This is a genomic window from Bradyrhizobium canariense (assembly GCF_019402665.1).
Taxonomy (GTDB): domain Bacteria; phylum Pseudomonadota; class Alphaproteobacteria; order Rhizobiales; family Xanthobacteraceae; genus Bradyrhizobium; species Bradyrhizobium canariense.
Genome location: NZ_VSST01000015.1, coordinates 100,297 through 122,115, shown reverse-complemented (window position 1 = coordinate 122,115; position 21,819 = coordinate 100,297). Strand labels below are relative to the sequence as shown.

Here is a 21,819-nt window from a genome sequence, read left to right as displayed (position 1 = left end):
CGCCGACGATGCGGACACGGAGCCTGTTCGTTCGCGCAGCGGTTTCGAGCGGGATCGCCGGACTGCCGAAACACGGCCGTCCGGCGACGTCCTCGCCTCAGTAACCGAGGCCCTTCTTGCTGTCGTAGATCTTCTGCGGATCATCGGCGGCCGTATAAAGCTTCGACTCCGTCTGGATCCATTTCGGCGGCACCGTGCCCTTGCCCTTGAAGGCCGCGATGGCATCGAGCGCGGGGCCCGCCATGTTCGGCGTCAGCTCGACCGTGGCATTGGCTTCGCCGGCGGCCATGGCCTTGAAGATGTCGGGGACCGCATCGATCGAGACAGTGAGGATCTCCTTGCCCGGCTTGAGGCCAGCTTCCTTCATCGCCTGGATCGCGCCGACCATCATGTCGTCATTATGCGCGTAGACCGCGCAGATCGACTTGCCGCCGCCTTCGGCCTTGATGAAGCTTTCCATCACTTCCTTGCCCTTGGCGCGGGTGAAGTCGCCGGTCTGGCTGCGCACCACCTTCAGGTTCGCGTGTTTGGCGATGGCGGTGTCAAAACCCTTCTTGCGGTTGGCGGCGACGCTCGCGCCGACCGTTCCCTGCAATTCGACGATGTTGCAGGCTTTGGCCCCGACGGTCTTGGCCAGCCAGTCGCCGGCGACCTCGCCTTCATGCACGCTGTCTGAGGTCACGGCGGTGAGATAGAGCTCCTTGCCGGAGGGATCGATGTCGCGGTCGAGCAGCACGACCGGGATCTTGGCCTCCTTGGCTTCCTTCAGCACCGAGTCCCAGCCGGTCGAGACGACGGGCGCGAGGAAGATCGCATCGACATTCTGCGCGATGAAGGAGCGGATCGCCTTGATCTGGTTCTCCTGCTTCTGCTGCGCGTCGGCGATCTTGAGATTGACCTTGCGCTTGGTGGCTTCCTGCTTGGAGACCGAGGTCTCGGCCGCGCGCCAGCCGGATTCCGATCCGATCTGCGAGAAGCCGATGGTGAGCTCGGCGGCATTCGCCGGCAGCGCGAGCAGCAACGCGGCAGTGGCGCTGGCCGCAAAGAGGGCTTTGAGGATCATCAGGCGTATCTCCCAAAATGTTATCCGGGGCGCCGATTGGTAGCATCGCACCCACAGGCCGACCTTTGAGGCGGCGGGAGGGACTATTTCACGGAAGCTTGGTTCCGACTAGTCATATTATCTGACTATTTGGTCGGGAGGTGACATTCGGCAGGAGAGTCATTGTACGACACGCCCAGCGCGATTTTGTTCCGCAGATGCAACGGGAAGATGAAAGAAATGATGCAGCTTGGCCAGCGCCACATCGTCATGGGCGGGCTTGTCGCGGCTATCCACGTTCTTGCCATGCGGGACAAAGAACGTGGATGCCCGGAACAAGCCCGGGCATGACGACCTTCTCTGATTTCGATGTGCAATCGCCCGCTGTCGGCCGGGCAACATGCCGACCGCTAGATCAGCTTCCGCTGCGCCAGATTCTTCATCAGCGCGCCGATGCCGAAGGTCCAGGGCTCGCACTCGTCGCTGGTCCGCATGCGGTTGACGAGTTTGCCGAGCTGGGGCGCCGAGATCGTGACGATGTCGTCGCGCTTGTGGGTGAACCCCTGCCCCGGCGCGTCGCGATCCTTAACCGGTGCGAACATGGTCCCGAGGAATAGCACGAAGCCATCAGGATATTGATGCACCTTGCCGATGGTCTGCTCGACCAGATCGGTCGGATCGCGGCTGATCATGCTGATCGAGGAATGGCCGTCGAGGACGAAACCGTCCTGCCCCTTCACGTTCAGGCTGATGTCGAGCTTGCGGGCGTCATCGAGGGTAAAGCTGTCGTCGAACAGGCGCAGCAGCGGACCGATCGAACACGACGCGTTGTTGTCTTTGGCTTTCGACAACAACAGCGCCGAACGGCCCTCAAAGTCGCGCAGATTGACGTCGTTGCCGAGCGCGCCGCCGACGATCTTGCCGCGGCTCGAGACGAACAGCACCAGCTCCGGCTCGGGGTTGTTCCATGTCGATTTCGGATGCAGCCCCGCATCCATGCCGGTGCCGACCGACGACAAGGTCGGCGCCTTGGTGAAGACCTCGGCATCGGGGCCAATGCCGACCTCGAGATACTGGCTCCAGGCGTTCTGGTCGATCAGCACCTGCTTCAGGTGCATCGCCTGGTCCGAACCCGGCTTGAGCTTCGACAGATCGTCGCCGATCAGCCGCGTCACCTCTTGCCGGATCGCTTCGGCCGAGGCCGGATTGCCTTTCGCCCGCTCCTCGATCACGCGCTCCAGCATCGAGATGGCGAAGGTCACACCGGCCGCCTTCAGCGTCTGGAGATCGACCGGCGCGAGCAGCCACGGCTTTTTCGGATCGCGCTGATCGGGCGGCGTGTTGCGGACGATGGCCTCGATATCGCCGATGCGCTCGCCCTTGGTCGTGGCAAGCGCCTTCGCCGGATCGTCCTCCTCGCAGAGCGTGCTGACGGTCGGGAACGTTGCGGTGACGTCGAACACACCATCGCCGCGCACGGCGACCACGGCCGGGCCATTCGCCTGCGGCAGCCAGACGCGGCCGACAAGCGTTCCCCGCGTGCCGTCCTCGGGAAGAAGGTCCTTTACCGTCAATGTCGTCATGGGCGTATCCTCGCTCTTTTCGGATCGGCCGCGCTCGCGGAGGCCGATCACATTGGCGAAGACCAATAAACGTCTGGGACGGGAAGTCCAGCGCGGCAGCCCGCCGCGCTCCTATGCCCCCGCGCGCGCTTTCCGGGCCGCGATCTGCTGAAGCGCCCAGCGCGCGTTCTTGCGCACCTCGGGATCTGGATCGTTGGCGATGACGGCAAGGAACGCCTCGCCGTCGTGGTGGGCGATTTCGCCGAGCGCAGCAGCGGCTTCCTTCCGCAAATTCGCCTGCTCATGGTTGACGCAATTGCCGATCGGGCGAACCGCGTGCTCGATCTTCATCCGGCCAAGGCTGCGGATTGCCTTCAGCCGCACCTGCCAGAACTCGTCACTGAGCGAAGCGATGAGCTGGTCGGCGGCGATCGAGCCGTTGACGTTGAGGCCCAGCGTTTCTGCGGCCATCTCCCGCACCATCCAGTCCGAATCCTTCAACGCGCGCGTGATCATCTCAGCCGCGGGCTTCATCTGCGAGAAGGCGAGCGCGCTGACGGCGGCACGGCGCACATGCGCGTCGGGATCGTTGATCAGCGCGGTCAGCGCCGGGATTGATTCCTCCAGCTTGAGGAACCCGATCACGCCGATCGCTTGCACCCGCACGGCGGCGTCGGAATCCTGGAGCGCTTCCAGCGCCGGCTTCAGCGTATCCTTGCAGCGCAGCTCCTTCAGCGCGCGCAACGCGCCCATGCGGACGAAGGCGTGGGCGTGCTTGACCAGCGGCAGGATGATTTCGGCGCAGGCAGGATCCTTGAACTCGGCCATGCTGTCGGCCGCGGCGGACGCAACGATTCTCTCAGGATCGACCAGCAGCTTCACCAGCGCGCTGGCAGCCTCCGGCCCGTCGAACTCGCCAAGCGCCATCGCGACCTGCTGGCGGACGCCGGCATCGGGATCGGCGACCATTTTGGCGAGACGGCCGACTGCTGCGGGATCGCCGGAATGGCCGAGCGCGATGATGGCGACGCGGCGCTCCCCTGGATCGGCGGCCTGGAGCCGCTCGTCGGCATCTTCGAGATCGTCGTAGGATTCGAACGGGCTCGACATGACTACCTCAGCAGATAGGGAATGTTGACGGTGACAGCGCCGGTCGGGCAATCCGCCTCGCAGGGCATGCAGTACCAGCATTCGTCATAGGCCATATAGGCCTTGTTGGTCATATCGCTGATACGCAGCACGTCCAGCGGACAGACGTCGACGCACACCGTGCAGCCCTTGTCCGCGATGCATTTGGCGTCGTCGACGACCACCGGAACCGATGTCTGATAGGAAGCGAGAGGCATCGTATGTCTCCTGTTACTTTGGCGGGTCAGGCTGTCGCGCGGATGCGCTGCTTGTCGTAGAGATCCTTCTCATCGTCGGCGATCGGCACGATATAGGGCTCCACGGCACGCTTCTCGCTGGTCATCTTGCCGTCCTGCTTGCTCAGCAGCGTGTGGCAGAACCAGTTCTCGTTGTCCTTCTCCGGGAAATCCGTCCGCCAGTGATAGAGACCCCAGCGGCTTTCCTCGCGGTAGAGCGAGGCATGCACAGCCATGTCCGCGCAGTCCATGATCGACTGTACTTCGAGCGCGCGGAGCAGTTCGTGCGCATTGCGCGCGATCATGCGCTCCTGCATGTCTTCCCTCGCTTCGGCGAGCCGGCGCATGCCGAGTTCGTATTTGCGCGTAACTTTCGGCGGCTGGAGATAGTCATTGACGAGACGCCGGGTCTTGTACTCGATCTGGTTCGGCGGAATGCCGTCCTCGCGTTTGGTCGGCGCCATGACGCGGTCACGTTCGCTGGCGACATCGGCCGCGTCGAATTCCGCGAAGTCGTGATTGTCAGCGAATTCCATCGCGTCGAGGCCGGCGACCGAGCCGTTGGTGAAGGCGCCGAGCATGTAATTGTGCGGCACGCTGGCCATGTCGCCGGCGGCATAGAGGCCCGGGACGGTGGTGCGCGCGTTGTCGTCGACGAACACGCCCGACGCACTGTGACCGGAGCAGAAGCCGATCTCGGAGATATGCATCTCGATCGACTCGCTGCGGTAGTCGACCCCGCGCCCCTGCTGGAACAGGCCGCGTGTGGGACGCTCGACCTTGTGCAGCGTCGATTCGATCTCCGAGATGGTGTCGGGGTGAAGATGCTTGAGCTGGAGAAACACCGGGCCCTTGCCGGACAGCAGCTCGTTGTAGAATTCCAGCATCATCTGACCCGACCAGTAATCGCATTCGATGAAGCGCGATCCCTCGTTGTTGGCGGTGAAGGCGCCGAAGGGACCGGCGACGTAGGCGCAGGCCGGGCCGTTATAGTCCTTGATCAGCGGATTGATCTGATAGCATTCGAGGTTCGCCAGAGCCGCACCGGCATGATAGGCCATGGAATAGCCGTCGCCGGAATTGGCTGCGTTCTCGTAGGTACCAAACATGTAGCCGGAGGTCGGCAGACCGAGCCGGCCGGCGGCGCCCATGCACAGGATGACGGCCTTGGCCTTGATCACCAGCATCTCGGCGGTACGAGTATTAACGCTGATCGCGCCGGCAATGCGCCCGTCGGCGGATTTGAGCAGCCGCGTCGCCATGTAGCGGTTGGAGATCAGGATGCGGGCGCGACGGAGCTGGCGATACAGTGCCTTCTTCACGGTCTCGCCGTTCGGCATCGGCAGCACGTAGGTGCCGATGTGGTGCACCTTCTTGACGGCGTAGTCGCCGTTCTCGTTCTTCAGAAAGCGGATGCCGAAACTGTCGAGTTCCTCGATGATCGAGTAGCAGTTCTGCGCGTATTTGTAGACCGCCTTCTGATCGACGATGCCGTCATTGGCGATGGTGATTTCCTTGGTGTACTGCTCCGGCGTTGCGTATCCGGGAATGACGGCGTTGTTCAAGCCGTCCATGCCCATCGAGATCGCTCCGGAGCGCTTGACGTTGGCCTTTTCGAGCAGGACGACATTGGCCTTCGGATTCTTCAGCTTCGCCTTCAGTGCCGCCATCGGGCCGGCCGTGCCGCCGCCGATCACCAGCACGTCGCAGGAAACCTCCGAAAGTCCATCGACGATCTGATCTAGTGACATCGCTTGCTCCTGGTTCGCCGGCAGGTCCGGCGCCTTTGCATCAGATTTGTTCAGCAGGCGTCCCGGCGATAGCAATTAGTTGTCGCCGGGCTGCGATTTGCGCCTCAGCGCTCGACAAAGGCCTTTTCGATCACGAAATGACCGGGCCGGCTGTGATTGCCCTCGACAAAGTCGCGTGCGGACAACATCGCGGGAAGTTCCTCCAGCATCGCCGGGCTGCCGCACAGCATGATGCGGTCGGTCTCGATATCGAGGCCTGATAGACCGATGTCGTCGAAGAGCTGGTTCGACGCGATCAGGTCGGAGATGCGGCCGCGATTCCTGAACGGCTCGCGGGTAACGGTCGGGTAGTAGACGAGCTTGTCCCGGATCAGCGGCCCGAAGAACTCGTGATCGCGCAGGCCTTCTACCAGGTGCTCGCCATAGGAGAGCTCGGAGACCTGGCGGCAGCCATGGGCGAGCACGATGGTCTCGTAATTCTCGTAGACGTCGGGGTCCTTGATCAGGCTGGCGAACGGCGCGAGCCCCGTGCCGGTCGAGAGCAGCAACAGGCGCTTGCCGGGAAGGAGGTTGCCGGTGATCAGCGTGCCCGTGGCCTTGCGGCCGACCAGGATGACGTCTCCCTCCCTGATCTTCTGAAGGCGCGAGGTCAGCGGACCGTCCTGCACCTTGATCGAGAAGAACTCGAGCGCCTCCTCGTGATTGGCGCTCGCCATGCTGTAGGCCCGCAGCAACGGCTTGCCCTCGACTTCCAGCCCGATCATCGCGAACTGGCCGTTCTGGAAGCGGAAGCCCGGATCGCGCGTCGCGGTGAAGCTGAACAGGCTATCGGTCCAGTGCCTGACCGACAGGACCGTTTCCTTCTGAAATGCGCTCATTGTCTCTCCTGACCTCGATTGCGCACAAGGTTTCGGAGAGACGGGAATCCGGCAACGCCGAACTGAAATTCCCGGTCGATTAGTTTCACATTTCGTGGGCGATGATCGAACAGCAGGCAGCGAAGATCAGCGCCTCGCACCTGAGCCTGGCAATTAGTTGCTATCGCAGCAGCGCTGCGGCAACGTAGAGAAGGGTCGGAGACACGTCATGACCTTGGTGGCACCGATCGTGGCAGATTACGAAGCAAGCGCCGACCTCGCGACGCTCCGCGTTCGCACCGCTCAGGACGACACGCTGGACTTGCCGGCGGAAACGCTCCGCCTCTCCTGCAAATGCGCCCACTGCACCCGCGCCCGCTTCGACGGCCGCTTCCCCGAGCGTTTTCCGGGCATCGCGATCACCGAAATCGGCGATCTCGGTTACGGGCTGAACATCTCGTTTTCGGATGGGCATAATCGGGGGATTTACCCGAAGCCGTATTTGCTGAGCCTGGCGGGACGGTAGACGCAACAGGTCGTCCTCCAAACTCCGCTGTCATTCCCCGCGAAGGCGGGGAATCCAGTACGCCGCGGCTTCTCGATAACCCATTGACGTCTCTGGAATACTGGATCGCCCGGTCAAGCCGGGCGATGACAGCGGAGTGAATCTGGCACGGACATTGCTCCTCTTTAGAACGGTTTGAACGTTCCGGAGGCAGATAATGTTGCAGGCGGCGGCGAATGCGGTTCGGGGGGCCGGTCCCCCGGCAGTCCGGCCTGCCGGCGGTTCCTCGCTGCTGCTCACCGAGAACCAGCAATGGATCGGCGGACCGCCGCCGTTGATGGACAAGCTCAGCCAGCGCGAGCGGGAGCTGGTGCTGAAGCAGGGCCGCCGAAAAGTGCTCAACCGTGGCCAGACGCTGTTCAGCCAGGGTGGCAAGCATGACGGTATCTGGCTGATCGAAAGCGGCCGTATCCGGGTCTTCTACACCTCGCCGCTCGGCCGCGAGATCACGCTGGCCTATTGGCATGTCGGCAATTTCGTCGGCGGGCCGGAAGTGTTCGAAGGCACCGTGCATCAATGGTCCGGCGTTGCATCCAGCAATTGCAGCGTGGTGCATCTGCCCGGAAAGGAGTTGCGATCGCTTGCGGTCGAGATTCCGAACCTCGCGATCGGCCTGATCGAAGGCCTGACCTTCAAGGGCAAGTGCTATTCGGCGCTGGCCCAGATGCTGGGAACGCGCTCGATCACACAGCGCCTTGCGCATCTGTTGCTGCATCTCGTCGACCTCTATGGCGTCGATGACGCCGACGGCCGGGTGATCGCGGCCGCCTTCACCCATGCCGATATCGCCCACATGGTCGGCGCCACCAGGCAATGGGTCACGATCAGCCTGAAGCGCATGCAGGAGAAGGGAATCGTGCTGACCAAGCGCTCCCAGATCGTGGTCTGCCGGCCCGACGTGCTGGAAGAGATGCGAGGGCAAGCGTCGGACTAGGGCCGGTGCCCACCCAAGCGGCTTTATAGTGCAGGACTGCCCAAGGACTATGCAATCAACTTTTCCCGGCAACTAATCGACTGTGGCGCTCATTCCGGATTTGCCCTGCCCACGCCCTCACCCAATCATGGCAACCACAGCACATCCAACCGAATGAGGATGAGAATGGTCCGCCATCTTCCCACGCTCTCGATCGCGATGTCGGTGACGTCGCTGGCGCTTCTCCTCGCGCAGCCGGCCGCGGCGGAAACCGTTACGCTCGGCATCGGAACGCAGGACACCACGACCAACACGGTGACCGCCGGCGTCGTCATCCGCCAGCTCCATCTCCTCGAAAAATATCTGCCGAAGGACGGCAAATACGCCAACATCAAGTTCGAGCTGGAGTGGCAGAACTTCACGTCCGGTCCGCCCGTCACCAATGCGATGATGGCGAACAAGCTGCAGATCGGCATGATGGGCGACTATCCGCTGATCGTGAACGGCTTCACTTTCGACAGCAATCCGGAGAGCAAGAGCCGACTGATCGGCATCGCCGCCTACAGCCTGTCGGGCTCCGGCAACGGCATCGTCGTTCACAAGGATTCGCCCTACTACGATCTCGCAGACCTCAAGGGGAAGCTCGTGAGCGTGCCGTTCGGCTCCGCCGCGCACGGCATGGTGCTGAAGGCGATGCAGGACCGCGGCTACGCGTCGGATTTCTTCCAGCTGGTCAGCCAAAGCCCGGAGGTCGGCTCGACCAATCTCCAGGAGAAGAAGATCGACGCGCATGCCGACTTCGTTCCGTTCGCCGAGTTGCTGCCGTTCCGCGGTTTCGCGCGAAAGATCTTTGACGGCGTCGAGACTAATCTGCCGACCTTCCACGGCATCGTGGTCCGCACCGATTTCGCCGAGAAATATCCCGAGGTCGTCGTCGCATATTTCAAGGCGCTGATCGCCGCCAATCAGTGGCTGCGCGACGATCCCAAGCTCGCCGCCGAGAAAATCCAGGAATGGACCGGCATCAACAAGGAGGTCGTCTACATCTTCCTCGGCCCCAGCGGCAACATGACCACTGATCCCTCGATCAAGCCGGCGCTGATCGACGCCGCGACGGCCGACGTCAAGGTGCTGCAGAACCTCGGCCGGATGAAGGAGTTCGACCCGAAGAAATGGGTCGACGACAGCTACATCCGCAAAGCCTATTCCGAGATGAAGCTCGACTACGACGCGCGGCTCGCCAGCACCAGCAATTACGAGATCTCCGGCGAAGATTCCTTCTGCAAGAAACCGATCTCCGATCCGCGCAAAGCCGGCGAGGTCTGGGTCGACGAAGCCGGCATCATGCCTTTCTCGTCAACCGGCTGCACGCTCGCCGCCTATGCCGACTACAAGGCAAAGGGCAAGAAGATCAACGTCGCTTACGTCTTCGATACCACCCGCGGCATCAAGCTGTTCGCCGACCAGGCTTTCTTCGCGGTCGGCAATGGCGAGGTTGTGCCGTTCCTGTTGAAGAAGGACGCCGAAGCCTATGCCGCCAAGATCAGCGGCAAGGTGCTCGGCTTCGACGAGGCCGTGAAGGCGGCGGTCGGCGGGGGCAAGACGTGAGCAGTCCCGCCCTCCTCAGACATCCCGAGGACAGCATGCCGGCAAGTGCCATCGCGGAGGCAAGCGCCATGCCCGCCTCCACTCCACCCGCATCACCGCCTTCCTTCGGCACGCTCGCGTTGCGCTGGTACCGGCTCAACCGGGGCGGGCTGCGCGCGACCGCGATCGGCATCATCTCGCTGCTCGCCTTCCTGCTGGTCTGGCACCTGCTGACGACCTACCGCGTCGTGTTCTTCGTGCGCTTCACCAACGTGCCCTCGCCACTCGCGGTCTATGCGAGCTTCACCAAGGCGATCCACGATCCGAAATTCCTGCTGCACGTTCTCTTGAGCTGCCGGCGCATCTTCTTCGGCTTCTCGCTCGCGGCCATCGTCGCGGTGCCGCTCGGCCTGATCATGGGCCGCTTCAAGCTGGTCCACGAGATTATCTTCCCCGTGGCGGAGGTGCTGCGGCCGATCCCGGCGATCGCCTGGGTGCCGATGGCGATCATGCTGTGGCCTACCAACGAGCAGAGCATCGTCTACATCACCTTCCTCGGCTCGTTCTTCCCGATCCTGGTCAACACGCTGCACGGCATGTCGCTGGTCGACCCCGTGCTGGTGCGCGCCGCGCAATGTCTCGGCGCGCGGGAACGCTCGATCTTCCGCGACGTGTATTTCCCGGCCTCGCTCCCGCACATCTTCACAGGCCTCACCGTCGGCATGGGGGTGGCCTGGGTGTCGCTGATCGCCGCCGAGATGATCTCGGGGCAGTACGGCATCGGCTATTTCACCTGGGAGGCCTATTCGCTGGTCCAGTATGCCGACATCGCGCTCGGCATGATCGCGATCGGCGTGCTCGGCCTCGGATCGAGCATGCTGATCCGGGGGGCCGGACAATTGGTGATGCCGTGGAGGTCAAGATGAGTGAGATCGTCGTCAAGGCACCGCAGGGGCATATCGAGGTCAGGAATTTCTCCCTCAGCTACGACAGCATCGAAGGACCGGTACAGGCCGTCACCGATACGCAGATTCATGTGAAGCCTGGCGAGTTCGTCTCGATCGTCGGGCCCTCCGGCTGCGGAAAGTCGACGCTGCTTAACGCGGTCGCCGGCTTCCTCAAGCCGACCACGGGCATCGTCACCGTCGACGGCGAGAGGGTGAACGGTCCGAGCGCCGAGCGTGGCATGGTGTTCCAGCAATATTCGCTGTTTCCCTGGAAGACGGTGCGAGAGAATGTCGAGTTCGGCCTGAAGATGCGCGGCATGCCGCGCTCGCAGCGCGAGCGCGCCGCGCGCACGCTGCTGGGCCTCGCGGGCCTCGAAGCCTTCGAAAAGCATTACCCCGAGAAACTCTCAGGTGGCATGAAACAGCGCGTCGGCATCGTCCGCGCGCTCGCGACAGGACCCAAAGTGCTGCTGCTGGACGAGCCCTTCGGCGCGCTCGATGCGCAGACCCGCGTCATCATGCAGCAGATCCTCACCAACATGTGGCAGCGGCTGAAGATCTCGGTGCTGTTCGTCACCCACGACATCGACGAGGCGATCTTCCTGTCCGACCGCGTCTACTGCATGACCGCGCGCCCCGGCTCGATCAAGGCGGAGATTCCGATCCCGCTGGAGCGGCCGCGGCAGCAGTCGATGATGATGTCGTCGGAATTCCTGGCATTGCGCCGCGGACTGATGTCGCTGATCCGCGAGGAGAGCATCAAAGCGATGGGCGGCGAGCTCAACGACATGGGCATGCAGGGGCTGAACATCGAGCTGCACGGGCATTCGCTCGCGGACGTGATTTGATCTTACCTCGCCCCGCTTGCGGGAAGCCAGTTTCGTAGGGTGGGCAAAGCGAAGCGTGCCCACCATCGTTCTCCATGAGAGAAATGGTGGGCACGGCGCTTTCGCGCCTTTCCCCACCCTACGGCAGTGTCGCGCCGCTCACTTGAACCAGTGCACCAGCGCGATGCTGATGCCGAGCAGCAGCATCAGCGACAGCGTCACAGCGGCCGTCACCCTGCCCCCGACATTCGCAAGCACCTTCACGTCGACGCCCAGGCCAAGTGCAGCCATCGACACCACCGTGAGAAAACCCGTGATCCGCGTGATCGGGGCAACCACCGTGGACGGCACGATCTCCAGGGATCGCAGGGTCGCCAGCGCAAGGAAGCCGAGGATGAACCACGGGACCAGGCGGAAAAAGCCGACATTGCTCTTCTTGGCGTCGCTCTGCCAGCGCGAGGCGGTCAGCGAGAGGCCGACGACCACCGGCCCGAGCATCAGCACGCGCATCAGCTTGACGAGCGTGCCGATCTGCGTCGAGACGAGTCCCGCCGGCACCGTCGCGGCCAGCACCTGCGGCACGGCATAGACGGTGAGGCCTGCAAGGATTCCGTATTGGGTCGCCGATAGCTGCAGCAGCGGAATCAGCAGCGGCAAGCCGAGCACCATCATCACGCCGAGGATCGCGGTGAAGGAGATCGAGGATGCGATCTCGTCATTGTTGGCGCCGATGATCGGCGCCACCGCGGCGATCGCCGAATTGCCGCAGATCGAGTTGCCGCAGGCGATCAGGATCGAGAGCCGCGTCGAGAGACCAAGCAGGCGGCTGATGCCGAAGGAGACGCAGAGCGCGATCACGACGACCGCTGCGATCGAGGCCAACAGCGCGACCCCGGACGCCGCGATAGCAGCAAAGCTGATCGAGGCCCCCAGCAGCATGACGGCGACTTCGAGCAGTTGCTTGGCGCTGAAGGCGATGCCGGACTGCCAGCGCGGCGCGGGCTTCCAGAAGCTGCGCACGGCCATGCCGAGCAAGATCGCCATCACCAGCGCCTCGACATAGGGATGTTCGAAGACGCCCAATTCCGCCCGTTCGAGCAGGGCCGAAACGCCGGCCACGGCGATGCAGAGGAGGATCCCGGGAATCAGCGCGACGATGCGGCCAGTGGCCGTGGTCGGCTTGGCGTCGGCCGGGCTGGATGCTTGATTCTGCGACACAAATCTCTCCCAAGGAGAAGGATTTATACGCAGCGCCATCCGATTGGGAAATAAGTTTTCGACATATCAGGGCTCAGGGAAGTTCTATCCTCAGCCCGGAATAATCTGGCTCTGAAGGTCAGGCGCCCTTTAGAAGATCAGGCGCGCCTTAGAAGATCAGGCTCTTGGCCAGCGAGGCGACGCGGCTGAAGCCATCGTAGACGCCGGGTTCGAAGAAGGCCGCACGCGCCAGCACGATGCCGGCAACCAGCGACCAGAACAGGCCGGTGCCAACCCGCAGCAGCAGCTTCGACCCGCGCGAGCGCGGTTGGGTGTCCGTTGCGGACACCAATTGCTCGCCGAAAGGCTCAAACCTGGTGCGTTCCATAGCAGTCAATCCATCAATTTCTGATGGAAATGTCGTCGTTTCGGCCCCAAACAGCAATGGAAGCGATTGGCTTTTTTGCCTCCCGGCGGGGAAACTCCTTCCGCAGGACGGGCACGGGACAATAGTTTTCTTCTTCCGGCCTGGAAAACCGCTGCGCACTTTTCCGGATCATGCTCTATGCCGCCAGCCCGCTCCCCACCGGAGCAAATTCCAGCCCGAGGCTCTCCGCCACCGCCTTGTTGGTGATGCGGCCGCGATGCACATTCAGCCCGCTGCGCAGATGTGGATTTTCCAGCACCGCGGCAAAACCCTTGTTCGCGAGCATCAAGCCGAACGGTAGCGTCGCGTTGTTCAGCGCCTGGCTCGACGTCACCGGCACTGCGCCGGGCATGTTGGCGACGCAATAATGCACGATGCCGTCGACCACATAAGTTGGTTCTGCATGCGTGGTCGGGTGCGAGGTCTCGAAGCAGCCGCCCTGATCGATCGCGACGTCGACCAGCACGGCGCCCGGTCGCATCGATGCCAGCATCGCACGCGTGACGAGCTTGGGCGCACTCGCGCCCGGCACCAGCACCGCGCCGATCACGACGTCGGCACCGAACACCTCCTCCTCAACCGATTCGATGGTGGAGAAGCGGGTGCGCACGCGCCCTGCAAAGAGGTCATCGAGCTCCCGCAACCGAGGAATCGAACGGTCGATCACGGTGACCTCGGCGCCAAGGCCCGCGGCCATGCGCGCGGCTTGCGTTCCCACCACGCCGCCGCCGAGCACGACGACCCGCGCCGGCTGCACGCCGGGAACGCCGCCCAGCAGCAGCCCGCGGCCGCCGGCCGAACGCTTGAGCGCGGCACCGGCGGCCTCGATGGCGAGGCGGCCGGCGACTTCGCTCATCGGCGCAAGCAGGGGGAGGTGACCGGCCGCGTCGGTGACGGTTTCATAGGCGATCGCAGTACAGCCGGAGGCGAGCAAACCCCTAGCCTGTTCGGGATCCGGCGCAAGATGAAGGTAAGTAAACAGGATCTGGCCTTCGCGGAGCTGGGCCCACTCTCTTTTCTGGGGCTCCTTCACCTTCACGATCATGTCGGACTTCGCGAAGATGTCGCGCGCGCTGTCGGCAATGGTGGCCCCTACCCGCCTATAGACTTCGTCGGATGCGCTGATGCCGCCACCCGCGCCGCTCTCGACGGTCACCTCGTGCCCGGCCGCGACATATTCGCGGACTGCGCCCGGGGTGAGCCCGACGCGATATTCCTGCACTTTGATTTCCTTGGGCACACCGACGCGCATCCCTGGCCTCCTTTTGATTCACCTCATGATCGTAGCGACCTGCCCGGTTTGGTTTCGTGCAAATATCCGCTAGCTTTGACATCCCTGCGCCGGTTTCCGGCGCGCAAACGCCCTTTCACGCTGGAAACGAAACTTTGGCCCTCGACCGGAAAGATCTCGCAATCCTCGCGGAACTCACGACCAATGCGCGGGCCAGCCACACCGAGCTCGCCAACAAGGTTGGGCTATCAAGCACCGCGCTCGCGCGGCGCCAGAAGGCGCTGGAAGACGACGGCTATATCCAGGACTATCAGGCCACGCTCGACCTCGCGCAGTTCGGCCTTACCACCACGGTGCTGGTCCGCATCGCGTTGGAAAGCCAAAGCGACGAGGCGTTGAAGGCGTTCGAGGCGGAAGTGGTGAAATGCCCGTCCGTCGTGCGCTGCTTCCTGATGTCGGGGACCGACGACTACATCCTGATCGTGCTCGCCCGCGACATCCAGGATTTTGAGCGCATCCACCGCATGGAGCTGTCGCGCCTGCCGCGCGTCGCGCGGGTACAATCGAGCTTCGCGCTGCGCGAGGTCGTCAACCGCGCCGTGCCGAATGTGGTGTTCGGCGAAGCGAAGCGCTGATCGCAACCTCTCGGAAGGGCGAACTGCCGGCAAGAGAATCAAAAGGAACCAACCGGTCGGTGGTCCGTTGGGCGCTATTGGCCGGCGGAGGCGTGCCCCCGCGTCAACACGGCTGACGTCCGGCACGGTCGCCGTCGCAGGGAGCAGGACATGGGCGATGTCACGCATCAAATTTCCGAACGCATTCCGATCCATCTTGTCGTCAACGGCGTCAGTCACACGCTCGATCTCGTGCCATGGACCACGCTGCTCGATGCCTTGCGCGACCATCTTGCGCTGAGCGGCACCAAGAAGGGCTGCGACCATGGTCAGTGCGGCGCCTGCACGGTGCTGGTGGACGGCCGGCGAATCAATTCCTGCCTCACGCTCGCCGTCATGAACGACGGCGCGAAGATCACGACCATCGAAGGCCTTGCCAACGACGGCGCGCTGCATCCACTGCAACAGGCGTTTATCGACCATGACGCCTTCCAGTGCGGCTATTGCACGCCGGGACAGATATGTTCGGCGGCCGGACTGCTCGTCGAAGGCCGTGCCAAAGATACCGACGAGATCCGGGAGTTGATGAGCGGAAACCTCTGCCGCTGCGGCGCCTATCCGAACATCGTCGCCGCCATCCAGCAGGCAATGGGCCAGCCATGAACAACTTCCAATACGCCCGAGCCAATGATGTCGCCGACGCGATTCGCCTGCTCGCCGCCGATCCCGGCGCAAAACTCATTGCCGGCGGCACAAATCTGATCGACCTGATGAAAGAGAATGTCGAGCGCCCCACTCGTCTGATCGACATTTCCCGCCTGCCGCTCCGCAAGGTCGAGGGGACGGCCGACGGGTCCTTGCGCATCGGCGCCCTGGTGCCGAACTCGGACCTCGCCTACCATCCATTGATCGAGCAGCGCTATCCCCTGCTCGCCAGCGCCATTCTGGCCGGCGCCTCGGCGCAATTGCGCAACATGGCCTCCGTTGGCGGCAATCTGATGCAGCGAACGCGCTGCGCCTATTTCTATGACACGGCCACGCCCTGCAACAAGCGACATCCCGGCAGCGGCTGCTCGGCGATGGACGGGCTGAACCGCAACCATGCGATCCTGGGTACGAGCGCCGCCTGCATCGCGACCAATCCGTCCGATATGAGCGTGGCGCTGGCCGCGCTCGATGCGCTCGTGCACATCGCGGGCCCCTCCGGCGAACGCACCATCGCGCTAACTGATTTCCACCGGGTGCCCGGCGACAAGCCTCACGTCGATACCAACCTCGGCACCGGCGAGATCATCACGGCGATCGAACTGCCGCCGCCCGGCTTTGCTCAAAACTACAGCTACCTCAAAATTCGCGACCGCATGTCCTATGCCTTTGCTCTGGTCTCGGTTGCCGCCGCGCTCGAATTGGACGGCAACGCAATCAGCGGGGCGCGCGTGGCGCTCGGCGGCGTGGCTCACAAGCCCTGGCGCAGCCTCGAAGCCGAAGCTGCGTTGCGCGGTCAGGCCGCGACGCCCGATCACTTCTCGCACGCCGCGGATCTCTTGCTCCAGGGAGCAACGGCCCGCTCACATAACGGCTTCAAGGTCGAGCTCGCACGCCGCGCCATCGTGCGGACGCTGACACAGGCGGCGAACGCCACGCCGCAATCCCAGGCTCACAAGAAGATCGCGTGAGGACCCTATGAACGCTTATGTCGGAACGCCAACGTCGCGTGTCGACGGCCGAGCCAAGGTCACCGGGGCCGCCAAATACGCCGGCGAATTTCCGGCGGACGGGCTCCTCCATGGCTTCGTGGTCGAGGCCAGCATTCCATGCGGGCGCATTGCCCGCCTCGACACCAGTACGGCACTCCAGGTCGAAGGCGTACTCGACGTGCTCACGCATGCGAACCGTCCGCCACTGGCCGACAAGGACGATTCGTGGAAGGACGAAGTAGCGCCCGAGGAAGGCTCGCCTTTCCGTCCGCTTTATGATGACACGATCAAGTTCAATGGCCAGCCGATTGCGTTGGTCGTGGCGGAGGACTGGGAAACCGCGAAATTTGCCGCGACTCTCGTGCGGGTCGAATATGAGCAGCATGGTTTTGCGACCGACCTCGAAGGCGAGCGCAGCAACGCTGCCGAGAAGGACAAGCCGCACAAGCCGCGGGGCGACGCCGTAGCGGCTCTTGCGGGAGCTTATGTGCGCCACGAGGCGGACTACGTGATACCGACCGAGCATCACAATCCGATGGAGCTCTATGCGACTACGGCGGTCTGGGACAGCAATGGCAAGCTCACGATCTACGACAAGACTCAAGGCGTCCAGAACGTCCACAAATTTCTCTGCGGGGTGTTCGACAAGAAACCGGATGACATTCGCGTGGTCTCGCCATACGTCGGCGGCGCCTTCGGCTCCGGCTTGCGGCCGCAATATCAGGTGGTGTTGGCAACGCTCGGCGCGCTCGCGCTGAAGCGGTCCATTCGCGTCGTGCTGACGCGGCAGCAGATGTACGGGCTCGGATACCGGCCGATGACCATCGAGCGCGTCGCGCTCGGCGCAAAATCGGATGGTACGCTCGACGCCGTTACGCACGAGGCCATTGCCGTCACCTCGCGCTACGAGGATTTTGCGCGCAACGATACCGGCTGGGCCGAACAGCTCTACAAGAGTCCGAACAGCCGCTTCGCGCACAAGCTGGTTCACCTTGACGTCTCCACGCCTTGCGATATGCGCGCACCGGGCGCGGCGTCGGGCGTCTGCGCGCTCGAATGCGCCATGGACGAGCTCGCCGTCGCGCTCAAGCTCGACCCGGTCGAACTGCGGCTGAAGTGCTACTCGGATCGCGACCAGAGCGAAAACCTGCCCTACACCAGCAAGCAGTTGCGCGAATGCTACGCGCGCGGCGCGGACGCCTTCGGCTGGAGCAGACGCAATCCTGTGCCGCGCTCGATGCGCGACGGCAAGGAGCTGGTCGGCTGGGGCATGGCGACGGGTGTGTGGGAAGCACTGCAGATGCCGGTCGCCGTCCGTATCGCGCTGACGTCGAACGGACATGCCGAGGTATCTTGCGCTGCATCCGATATCGGCACCGGCACCTATACCATCGTGGCGCAGGTCGCCGCCGATGCGCTGGGCCTGCCGATCGAGAACATCAGCGTCAGGCTCGCAGATTCGACCTTGCCGCAGGCGCCTGTCGAGGGCGGCTCCTGGATGGCCGCTTCGAGCGCACATGCAGTGCTCGTAGCCGCCGAGGAGGTGCGCAAGGAGGTGTTAGGTCTGGCCGGGAAAATCCCAGGCTCGCCGCTCGCCGGCGCCGAGCTTGTCGATACGGTGCTGACCGACGGCAGCATTGCCAACGCCAGCGACAACAGCCGCGCAGTCTCGATCGCCGACGCGATGCGCCATGGCGGTGTCGAACGTATCGAGAAGGAAAAGCTCAACCAGTTCGGTGAGGACAAGAAGCACGCGCGCAATACCCATTCGGCCGTCTTCGCCGAGGTCAAGGTGGACGAAGAGCTAGACGTCATTCGCGTGACGCGGGTCGTGAGCGCCGTCGCGGCCGGGCGGATTCTGAACACCAAGACCGGCCGCAGCCAGATCATGGGCGGCGTGGTCTGGGGGATCGGGATGGCGCTCCAGGAGGAGACGGTGATGGATCATCGCTTCGGTCGGATCATGAACGCGAACATCGCCGAGTACCATATTCCCGTGAATGCGGATGTACACGACATCGACGTGATCTTCGTCGACGAGCCGGACGCGCACATCAATGCGCTCGGCATCAAGGGGCTGGGCGAGATCGGCATTGTGGGCGTCCCGGCGGCGATCGCAAACGCCGTCTATCACGCCACCGGCAAACGCATCCGCCGCTTCCCGATCACATTGGACAAGCTGCTGGACTGAGCCGATGGTCATCCGACCCGGCCCGCTCGGGATCGCGCTCCCTGTCATCCAGCTGTCATCAAATGTGTCGAGACCTGTCGGTCTCGCACATTCGGGACATGACATGGACTATTTCAAGCGCTTCAACTTCCTGTTCGCCGCACCTGTGTTCGACGCCGACGACCTCGAAGGTGTCCGCTTCAACCAGATCATCGAGGAGATCCAGCGTTCCGGCTTCGAGGTCGTTCGCGCCCGCAAGCTGGAGGACGCGGAGATGGCGGTGCAGACCGATGCCGCAATCGGCTGCATGGTGGTGGACTGGGGCAAGAAGGGCCTGGAGGGCAAGACCTCGGCGCTGATCAATTTGATGCGGCGGCGCGGCCTCGATTTCCCGATCATCCTCCTGATCCGGCGCAAGCGGTTCGAGGATCTGCCGGTCGAGGTGCTCGACTTCATCGACGGTTATGTCTTCCTGTCCGAGGAGACACCGACCTTCATCGCCAAGAACCTGATCAGCCGTCTGAAGCAATATGCGGAGACGCTGAAGACGCCCTTCTTCGGCGCGCTGGTCGATTATGCCGAAGAGGGCAACCAGCTCTGGACCTGTCCAGGCCACAATGGCGGCGTGTTCTACAACCGCAGCCCGATCGGGCGGGTGTTCGTCGAACATCTCGGCGAGTCCGTGTTCCGCGACGACCTCGACAATTCCGTGCTCGACCTCGGCGACCTCCTCACCCACGAAGGTCCCGCGCTAAGGGCGCAGAAGGAAGCCGCCCAGATTTTTGGCGCGGAAAAGACCTATTTCGTGCTCAACGGAACCTCGACATCGAACAAGATCGCGCTCGGCGCTCTCGTCACCGACGGCGATCTCGTGCTGTTCGACCGCAACAATCACAAAGCCGCTCATCATGGCGCGCTGATGATCAATGGCGGCGTTCCGGTCTACGTGCCGACCATCCGCAACGCCTGGGGCCTGATTGGCCCGATGCGCTGGGACATGCTCGACGAGAAAACCTTGCGCGAGACGATCCGCAATCATCCCTTGGTGACGGACAAGGACGCCTGGCGCAAGGAGCGGCCGTTCCGCGTCGCCGTGGTCGAGCAGTGCACCTATGACGGCACCATTCACAGCGCCGAGATGATCTTGAAGCGCATCGGCCATCTCTGCGAGTACATCCTGTTCGACGAGGCTTGGGCCGGCTTCATGAAATTCCACCCGCTCTATGCCGGCCGCTTCGCCATGGGGCTGACCAACCTTCCCTCCGAGGCTCCCGGCATCATCGCGACGCAGTCGACCCACAAGCAGCTCGCGAGCTTCTCGCAGGCATCCCAGATCCACATCAAGGATCGTCACATCCGCGGCCAGAAACGGCGCGTCGAGCACCGCCGCTTCAACGAAAGTTTCATGCAGCACGCTTCCACGTCGCCATTCTACCCGCTGTTCGCCTCGCTCGACGTCGGCGCACAGATGATGAAGGGCCGCTCCGGCGAAGTGTTGTGGGACGACACGATCCGGCTCGGCATCGAGTTGCGCAAGAAAATCCGCGCGATGCGCCGGGAGTTCGAGGAGAAGGAGCAGACTCCGGACCGCCGCTGGTTCTTCGAACCCTTCGTCCCCGACCGCGTCGCAATTCCCGACGTCAGCCGCGCCGGCGCCGCCCACAACGTCGCCTGGGAAACACTCTCCACCGACGAACTCGCCACCAACCCTGCGCTGTGGCAGCTCTCCCCCGACAGCGCCTGGCATGGCTTCCCTGGCCTCAGCGAGGGCTTTGCCATGACCGATCCGAACAAGCTGACGCTGCTCACGCGCGGCTTCGATCGCATCACCGGCGCCTATGTCGAGCACGGCATCCCCGCGCCGGTCGTCGCGCAATATTTGCGCGAGAACCGCATCGTCCCCGAGAAGAACGACCTCAACTCCCTGCTCTTCCTGCTCACTCCGGGCGTCGAAGCAAGCAAGGCGGGCACGCTGATCTCCGGTCTCGTCGCATTCAAGCGGCTGCACGACGACAATGCGCTGCTGGCCGACGCCATCCCGGAGTTCTGCCAGCGACGGCAGGCGCGCTATGCCGGCGTGCGGCTGCGCGATCTCTGCGGCGATATGCACCGTTTCTTCCGTGCCGCCGACGTCAGCGCACTCCAGGCCCGGCAGTTCATGCCCGAGCACATGCCTGACATCGCGATGTCGCCCCGCGATGCCGCGCGCTACCTTTTCCGCAACGATGTCGACTATCTGCCGATCGAGGCGATCACGGGCCGCATCGCCACCACGCCCTTCGTGGTCTATCCGCCCGGCATCGCAACCATCGTGCCCGGCGAGCGGCTGACGGAACGGGCCAAGCCCATGCTGGATTATCTCAAGATGTTCGAGACCTGCTTCAACACGTTCCCGGGCTTCGATGTGGAAATCCAGGGCGTCTACAAGGAGATCGATGCGCAGGGGCGCATCGGGCTCTATACTTACGTCGTTGCCGGGTAGGTGCCGATGAACGAAACTGCGATTGCGCGCCCGGATGACGGGCCAGTCGTGGTCCGGCCCTCACGCGAGAGCGACGTCGATGCGATGCTGGCGATCTACCGCCATCACGTCCGCAACGGCGTGCCGCGCGATGTCGAGGGAGCCGGTGCGCCCGAGCCGGACGATCTGCGCGATCGGCGCAAGAACCTGAAGCAGACCCGCCTGCCGCATCTGGTCGCGACCTTTCGTGGTGAAGTCGTGGGATATGCCTATGCGGTACTGTTCCGCAAGCGGCCAGCTTATCGCTACGCCGCCAAGCATTCGATCTATGTGCACCACGACCATCTCGGCCGCGGAGTCGGACGGCTATTGCTGCAGGAGTTGATCGACGCGTGTGCGGCGGCCGGCTTCCGCCAGATGATCGGCTATATCGATGCCGACAATGCCCCCTCGCTGGCGCTGCACGAGAAGTTCGGTTTCGCGCGCGCCGGCCTGCTCTGCGGTGTCGCCTATCGCAACGGTCACTGGTCCGACACCGTCATGGTACAGCGCTCGCTCGGTGCCGGCGTCACCGCGCCGCCGCCCGTCACGGCGCCCGGCCGCTAGG

General features: G+C 63.4%; 21 protein-coding genes. 12 read left to right on the top strand and 9 right to left on the bottom strand.

What is annotated here, in order from left to right; translation table 11 throughout:
• Window positions 1–97 precede the first annotated feature (97 nt).
• A complete protein-coding gene (gene ytfQ, locus FXB41_RS07390) occupies window positions 98–1,063 on the bottom strand; it encodes a galactofuranose ABC transporter, galactofuranose-binding protein YtfQ (protein WP_007593249.1) in 966 nt (321 codons plus the stop codon).
• Window positions 1,064–1,225: 162 nt separating this feature from the next.
• On the opposite strand from ytfQ, the gene FXB41_RS07385 reads away from it, so the two are divergent.
• Window positions 1,226–1,393, top strand: coding sequence for a hypothetical protein (locus FXB41_RS07385; RefSeq protein WP_157158567.1), 168 nt, complete (start codon window positions 1,226–1,228; stop codon window positions 1,391–1,393).
• Between the two features lie 59 nt (window positions 1,394–1,452).
• On the opposite strand, the gene FXB41_RS07380 is transcribed toward FXB41_RS07385, so the two are convergent.
• The 5 genes from FXB41_RS07380 to FXB41_RS07360 all read right to left on the bottom strand — a co-directional run bounded on the left by FXB41_RS07380 (window position 1,453) and on the right by FXB41_RS07360 (window position 6,597).
• Window positions 1,453–2,625, bottom strand: coding sequence for a fumarylacetoacetate hydrolase family protein (locus FXB41_RS07380; RefSeq protein WP_007593250.1), 1,173 nt, complete (start codon window positions 2,623–2,625; stop codon window positions 1,453–1,455).
• 111 nt (window positions 2,626–2,736) lie between these two features.
• Window positions 2,737–3,714 carry a HEAT repeat domain-containing protein gene (locus tag FXB41_RS07375; protein ID WP_219680944.1) on the bottom strand — a complete coding sequence of 326 codons (978 nt, stop codon included), beginning with the start codon at window positions 3,712–3,714 and terminating at the stop codon, window positions 2,737–2,739.
• A gap of 2 nt (window positions 3,715–3,716) precedes the next feature.
• Complete coding sequence (locus FXB41_RS07370; protein WP_007593252.1) at window positions 3,717–3,950, bottom strand: 4Fe-4S dicluster domain-containing protein; 234 nt, start codon at window positions 3,948–3,950, stop codon at window positions 3,717–3,719.
• Between the two features lie 26 nt (window positions 3,951–3,976).
• Entirely contained in the window at window positions 3,977–5,719 is a 1,743-nt protein-coding gene (locus tag FXB41_RS07365; RefSeq protein ID WP_007593253.1) for a fumarate reductase/succinate dehydrogenase flavoprotein subunit, read from the bottom strand.
• Window positions 5,720–5,823: 104 nt separating this feature from the next.
• Window positions 5,824–6,597, bottom strand: coding sequence for a ferredoxin--NADP reductase (locus FXB41_RS07360; RefSeq protein ID WP_007593254.1), 774 nt, complete (start codon window positions 6,595–6,597; stop codon window positions 5,824–5,826).
• 208 nt (window positions 6,598–6,805) lie between these two features.
• Between FXB41_RS07360 and FXB41_RS07355 the strand changes: the two genes are divergently transcribed.
• The 5 genes from FXB41_RS07355 to FXB41_RS07335 all read left to right on the top strand — a co-directional run bounded on the left by FXB41_RS07355 (window position 6,806) and on the right by FXB41_RS07335 (window position 11,436).
• Window positions 6,806–7,102: a gamma-butyrobetaine hydroxylase-like domain-containing protein gene (locus FXB41_RS07355; protein ID WP_007593255.1), complete on the top strand. Its 297-nt coding sequence runs from the start codon at window positions 6,806–6,808 to the stop codon at window positions 7,100–7,102.
• Window positions 7,103–7,298: 196 nt separating this feature from the next.
• Window positions 7,299–8,075 (top strand): Crp/Fnr family transcriptional regulator, encoded by a 777-nt coding sequence (locus FXB41_RS07350; protein WP_007593261.1) that lies wholly within the window; start codon window positions 7,299–7,301, stop codon window positions 8,073–8,075.
• A 165-nt stretch (window positions 8,076–8,240) separates the two neighbouring features.
• Window positions 8,241–9,662 (top strand): ABC transporter substrate-binding protein, encoded by a 1,422-nt coding sequence (locus FXB41_RS07345; protein ID WP_219680943.1) that lies wholly within the window; start codon window positions 8,241–8,243, stop codon window positions 9,660–9,662.
• Window positions 9,659–10,567, top strand: a complete 909-nt coding sequence (locus tag FXB41_RS07340) for an ABC transporter permease (protein WP_088940900.1) — start codon at window positions 9,659–9,661, stop codon at window positions 10,565–10,567. The genes FXB41_RS07345 and FXB41_RS07340 overlap by 4 nt, the downstream gene beginning before the upstream one ends.
• Window positions 10,564–11,436, top strand: coding sequence for an ABC transporter ATP-binding protein (locus FXB41_RS07335; RefSeq protein ID WP_007593264.1), 873 nt, complete (start codon window positions 10,564–10,566; stop codon window positions 11,434–11,436). The genes FXB41_RS07340 and FXB41_RS07335 overlap by 4 nt, the downstream gene beginning before the upstream one ends.
• A 138-nt stretch (window positions 11,437–11,574) precedes the next feature.
• Here the strand turns inward: FXB41_RS07335 and FXB41_RS07330 are convergent, their stop codons facing one another.
• The 3 genes from FXB41_RS07330 to ald form a co-directional block, all read right to left on the bottom strand.
• A complete protein-coding gene (locus tag FXB41_RS07330) occupies window positions 11,575–12,633 on the bottom strand; it encodes a YeiH family protein (RefSeq protein ID WP_007593265.1) in 1,059 nt (352 codons plus the stop codon).
• A gap of 148 nt (window positions 12,634–12,781) precedes the next feature.
• Window positions 12,782–13,000: a hypothetical protein gene (locus FXB41_RS07325; protein WP_007593267.1), complete on the bottom strand. Its 219-nt coding sequence runs from the start codon at window positions 12,998–13,000 to the stop codon at window positions 12,782–12,784.
• Window positions 13,001–13,175: 175 nt separating this feature from the next.
• Window positions 13,176–14,291 carry an alanine dehydrogenase gene (gene ald, locus FXB41_RS07320; protein ID WP_219680939.1) on the bottom strand — a complete coding sequence of 372 codons (1,116 nt, stop codon included), beginning with the start codon at window positions 14,289–14,291 and terminating at the stop codon, window positions 13,176–13,178.
• Between the two features lie 134 nt (window positions 14,292–14,425).
• Here ald and FXB41_RS07315 point away from each other — a divergent pair, with 134 nt between their 5' ends.
• The 6 genes from FXB41_RS07315 (at window position 14,426) to FXB41_RS07290 (ending at window position 21,818) form a co-directional block, all read left to right on the top strand.
• Window positions 14,426–14,905 carry an Lrp/AsnC family transcriptional regulator gene (locus FXB41_RS07315; RefSeq protein ID WP_007593271.1) on the top strand — a complete coding sequence of 160 codons (480 nt, stop codon included), beginning with the start codon at window positions 14,426–14,428 and terminating at the stop codon, window positions 14,903–14,905.
• 150 nt (window positions 14,906–15,055) lie between these two features.
• On the top strand, window positions 15,056–15,547 hold the full coding sequence (locus FXB41_RS07310) for a (2Fe-2S)-binding protein (protein WP_219680937.1): 492 nt from the start codon (window positions 15,056–15,058) through the stop codon (window positions 15,545–15,547).
• A complete protein-coding gene (locus tag FXB41_RS07305) occupies window positions 15,544–16,560 on the top strand; it encodes an FAD binding domain-containing protein (protein ID WP_219680934.1) in 1,017 nt (338 codons plus the stop codon). The genes FXB41_RS07310 and FXB41_RS07305 overlap by 4 nt, the downstream gene beginning before the upstream one ends.
• Before the next feature lie 7 nt (window positions 16,561–16,567).
• Window positions 16,568–18,772 carry a xanthine dehydrogenase family protein molybdopterin-binding subunit gene (locus tag FXB41_RS07300; RefSeq protein WP_219680932.1) on the top strand — a complete coding sequence of 735 codons (2,205 nt, stop codon included), beginning with the start codon at window positions 16,568–16,570 and terminating at the stop codon, window positions 18,770–18,772.
• Between the two features lie 103 nt (window positions 18,773–18,875).
• Window positions 18,876–21,233: an Orn/Lys/Arg family decarboxylase gene (locus FXB41_RS07295; protein ID WP_219680928.1), complete on the top strand. Its 2,358-nt coding sequence runs from the start codon at window positions 18,876–18,878 to the stop codon at window positions 21,231–21,233.
• Window positions 21,234–21,239: 6 nt separating this feature from the next.
• Window positions 21,240–21,818 (top strand): GNAT family N-acetyltransferase, encoded by a 579-nt coding sequence (locus tag FXB41_RS07290; RefSeq protein ID WP_219680926.1) that lies wholly within the window; start codon window positions 21,240–21,242, stop codon window positions 21,816–21,818.
• Window position 21,819: the final 1 nt, after the last annotated feature.

Excerpts from the sequence above, each read along its gene's own strand:
- ytfQ (WP_007593249.1), bottom strand. The coding sequence starts at position 1,063 with ATGATCCTCAAAGCCCTCTTTGCGGCCAGCGCCACTGCCGCGTTGCTG.
- FXB41_RS07380 (WP_007593250.1), bottom strand. The coding sequence starts at position 2,625 with ATGACGACATTGACGGTAAAGGACCTTCTTCCCGAGGACGGCACGCGG.
- FXB41_RS07375 (WP_219680944.1), bottom strand. The coding sequence starts at position 3,714 with ATGTCGAGCCCGTTCGAATCCTACGACGATCTCGAAGATGCCGACGAG.
- FXB41_RS07370 (WP_007593252.1), bottom strand. The coding sequence starts at position 3,950 with ATGCCTCTCGCTTCCTATCAGACATCGGTTCCGGTGGTCGTCGACGAC.
- FXB41_RS07365 (WP_007593253.1), bottom strand. The coding sequence starts at position 5,719 with ATGTCACTAGATCAGATCGTCGATGGACTTTCGGAGGTTTCCTGCGAC.
- FXB41_RS07360 (WP_007593254.1), bottom strand. The coding sequence starts at position 6,597 with ATGAGCGCATTTCAGAAGGAAACGGTCCTGTCGGTCAGGCACTGGACC.
- FXB41_RS07355 (WP_007593255.1), top strand. The coding sequence starts at position 6,806 with ATGACCTTGGTGGCACCGATCGTGGCAGATTACGAAGCAAGCGCCGAC.
- FXB41_RS07350 (WP_007593261.1), top strand. The coding sequence starts at position 7,299 with ATGTTGCAGGCGGCGGCGAATGCGGTTCGGGGGGCCGGTCCCCCGGCA.
- FXB41_RS07345 (WP_219680943.1), top strand. The coding sequence starts at position 8,241 with ATGGTCCGCCATCTTCCCACGCTCTCGATCGCGATGTCGGTGACGTCG.
- FXB41_RS07335 (WP_007593264.1), top strand. The coding sequence starts at position 10,564 with ATGAGTGAGATCGTCGTCAAGGCACCGCAGGGGCATATCGAGGTCAGG.
- FXB41_RS07325 (WP_007593267.1), bottom strand. The coding sequence starts at position 13,000 with ATGGAACGCACCAGGTTTGAGCCTTTCGGCGAGCAATTGGTGTCCGCA.
- ald (WP_219680939.1), bottom strand. The coding sequence starts at position 14,291 with ATGCGCGTCGGTGTGCCCAAGGAAATCAAAGTGCAGGAATATCGCGTC.
- FXB41_RS07310 (WP_219680937.1), top strand. The coding sequence starts at position 15,056 with ATGGGCGATGTCACGCATCAAATTTCCGAACGCATTCCGATCCATCTT.
- FXB41_RS07305 (WP_219680934.1), top strand. The coding sequence starts at position 15,544 with ATGAACAACTTCCAATACGCCCGAGCCAATGATGTCGCCGACGCGATT.
- FXB41_RS07300 (WP_219680932.1), top strand. The coding sequence starts at position 16,568 with ATGAACGCTTATGTCGGAACGCCAACGTCGCGTGTCGACGGCCGAGCC.
- FXB41_RS07295 (WP_219680928.1), top strand. The coding sequence starts at position 18,876 with ATGGACTATTTCAAGCGCTTCAACTTCCTGTTCGCCGCACCTGTGTTC.
- FXB41_RS07290 (WP_219680926.1), top strand. The coding sequence starts at position 21,240 with ATGAACGAAACTGCGATTGCGCGCCCGGATGACGGGCCAGTCGTGGTC.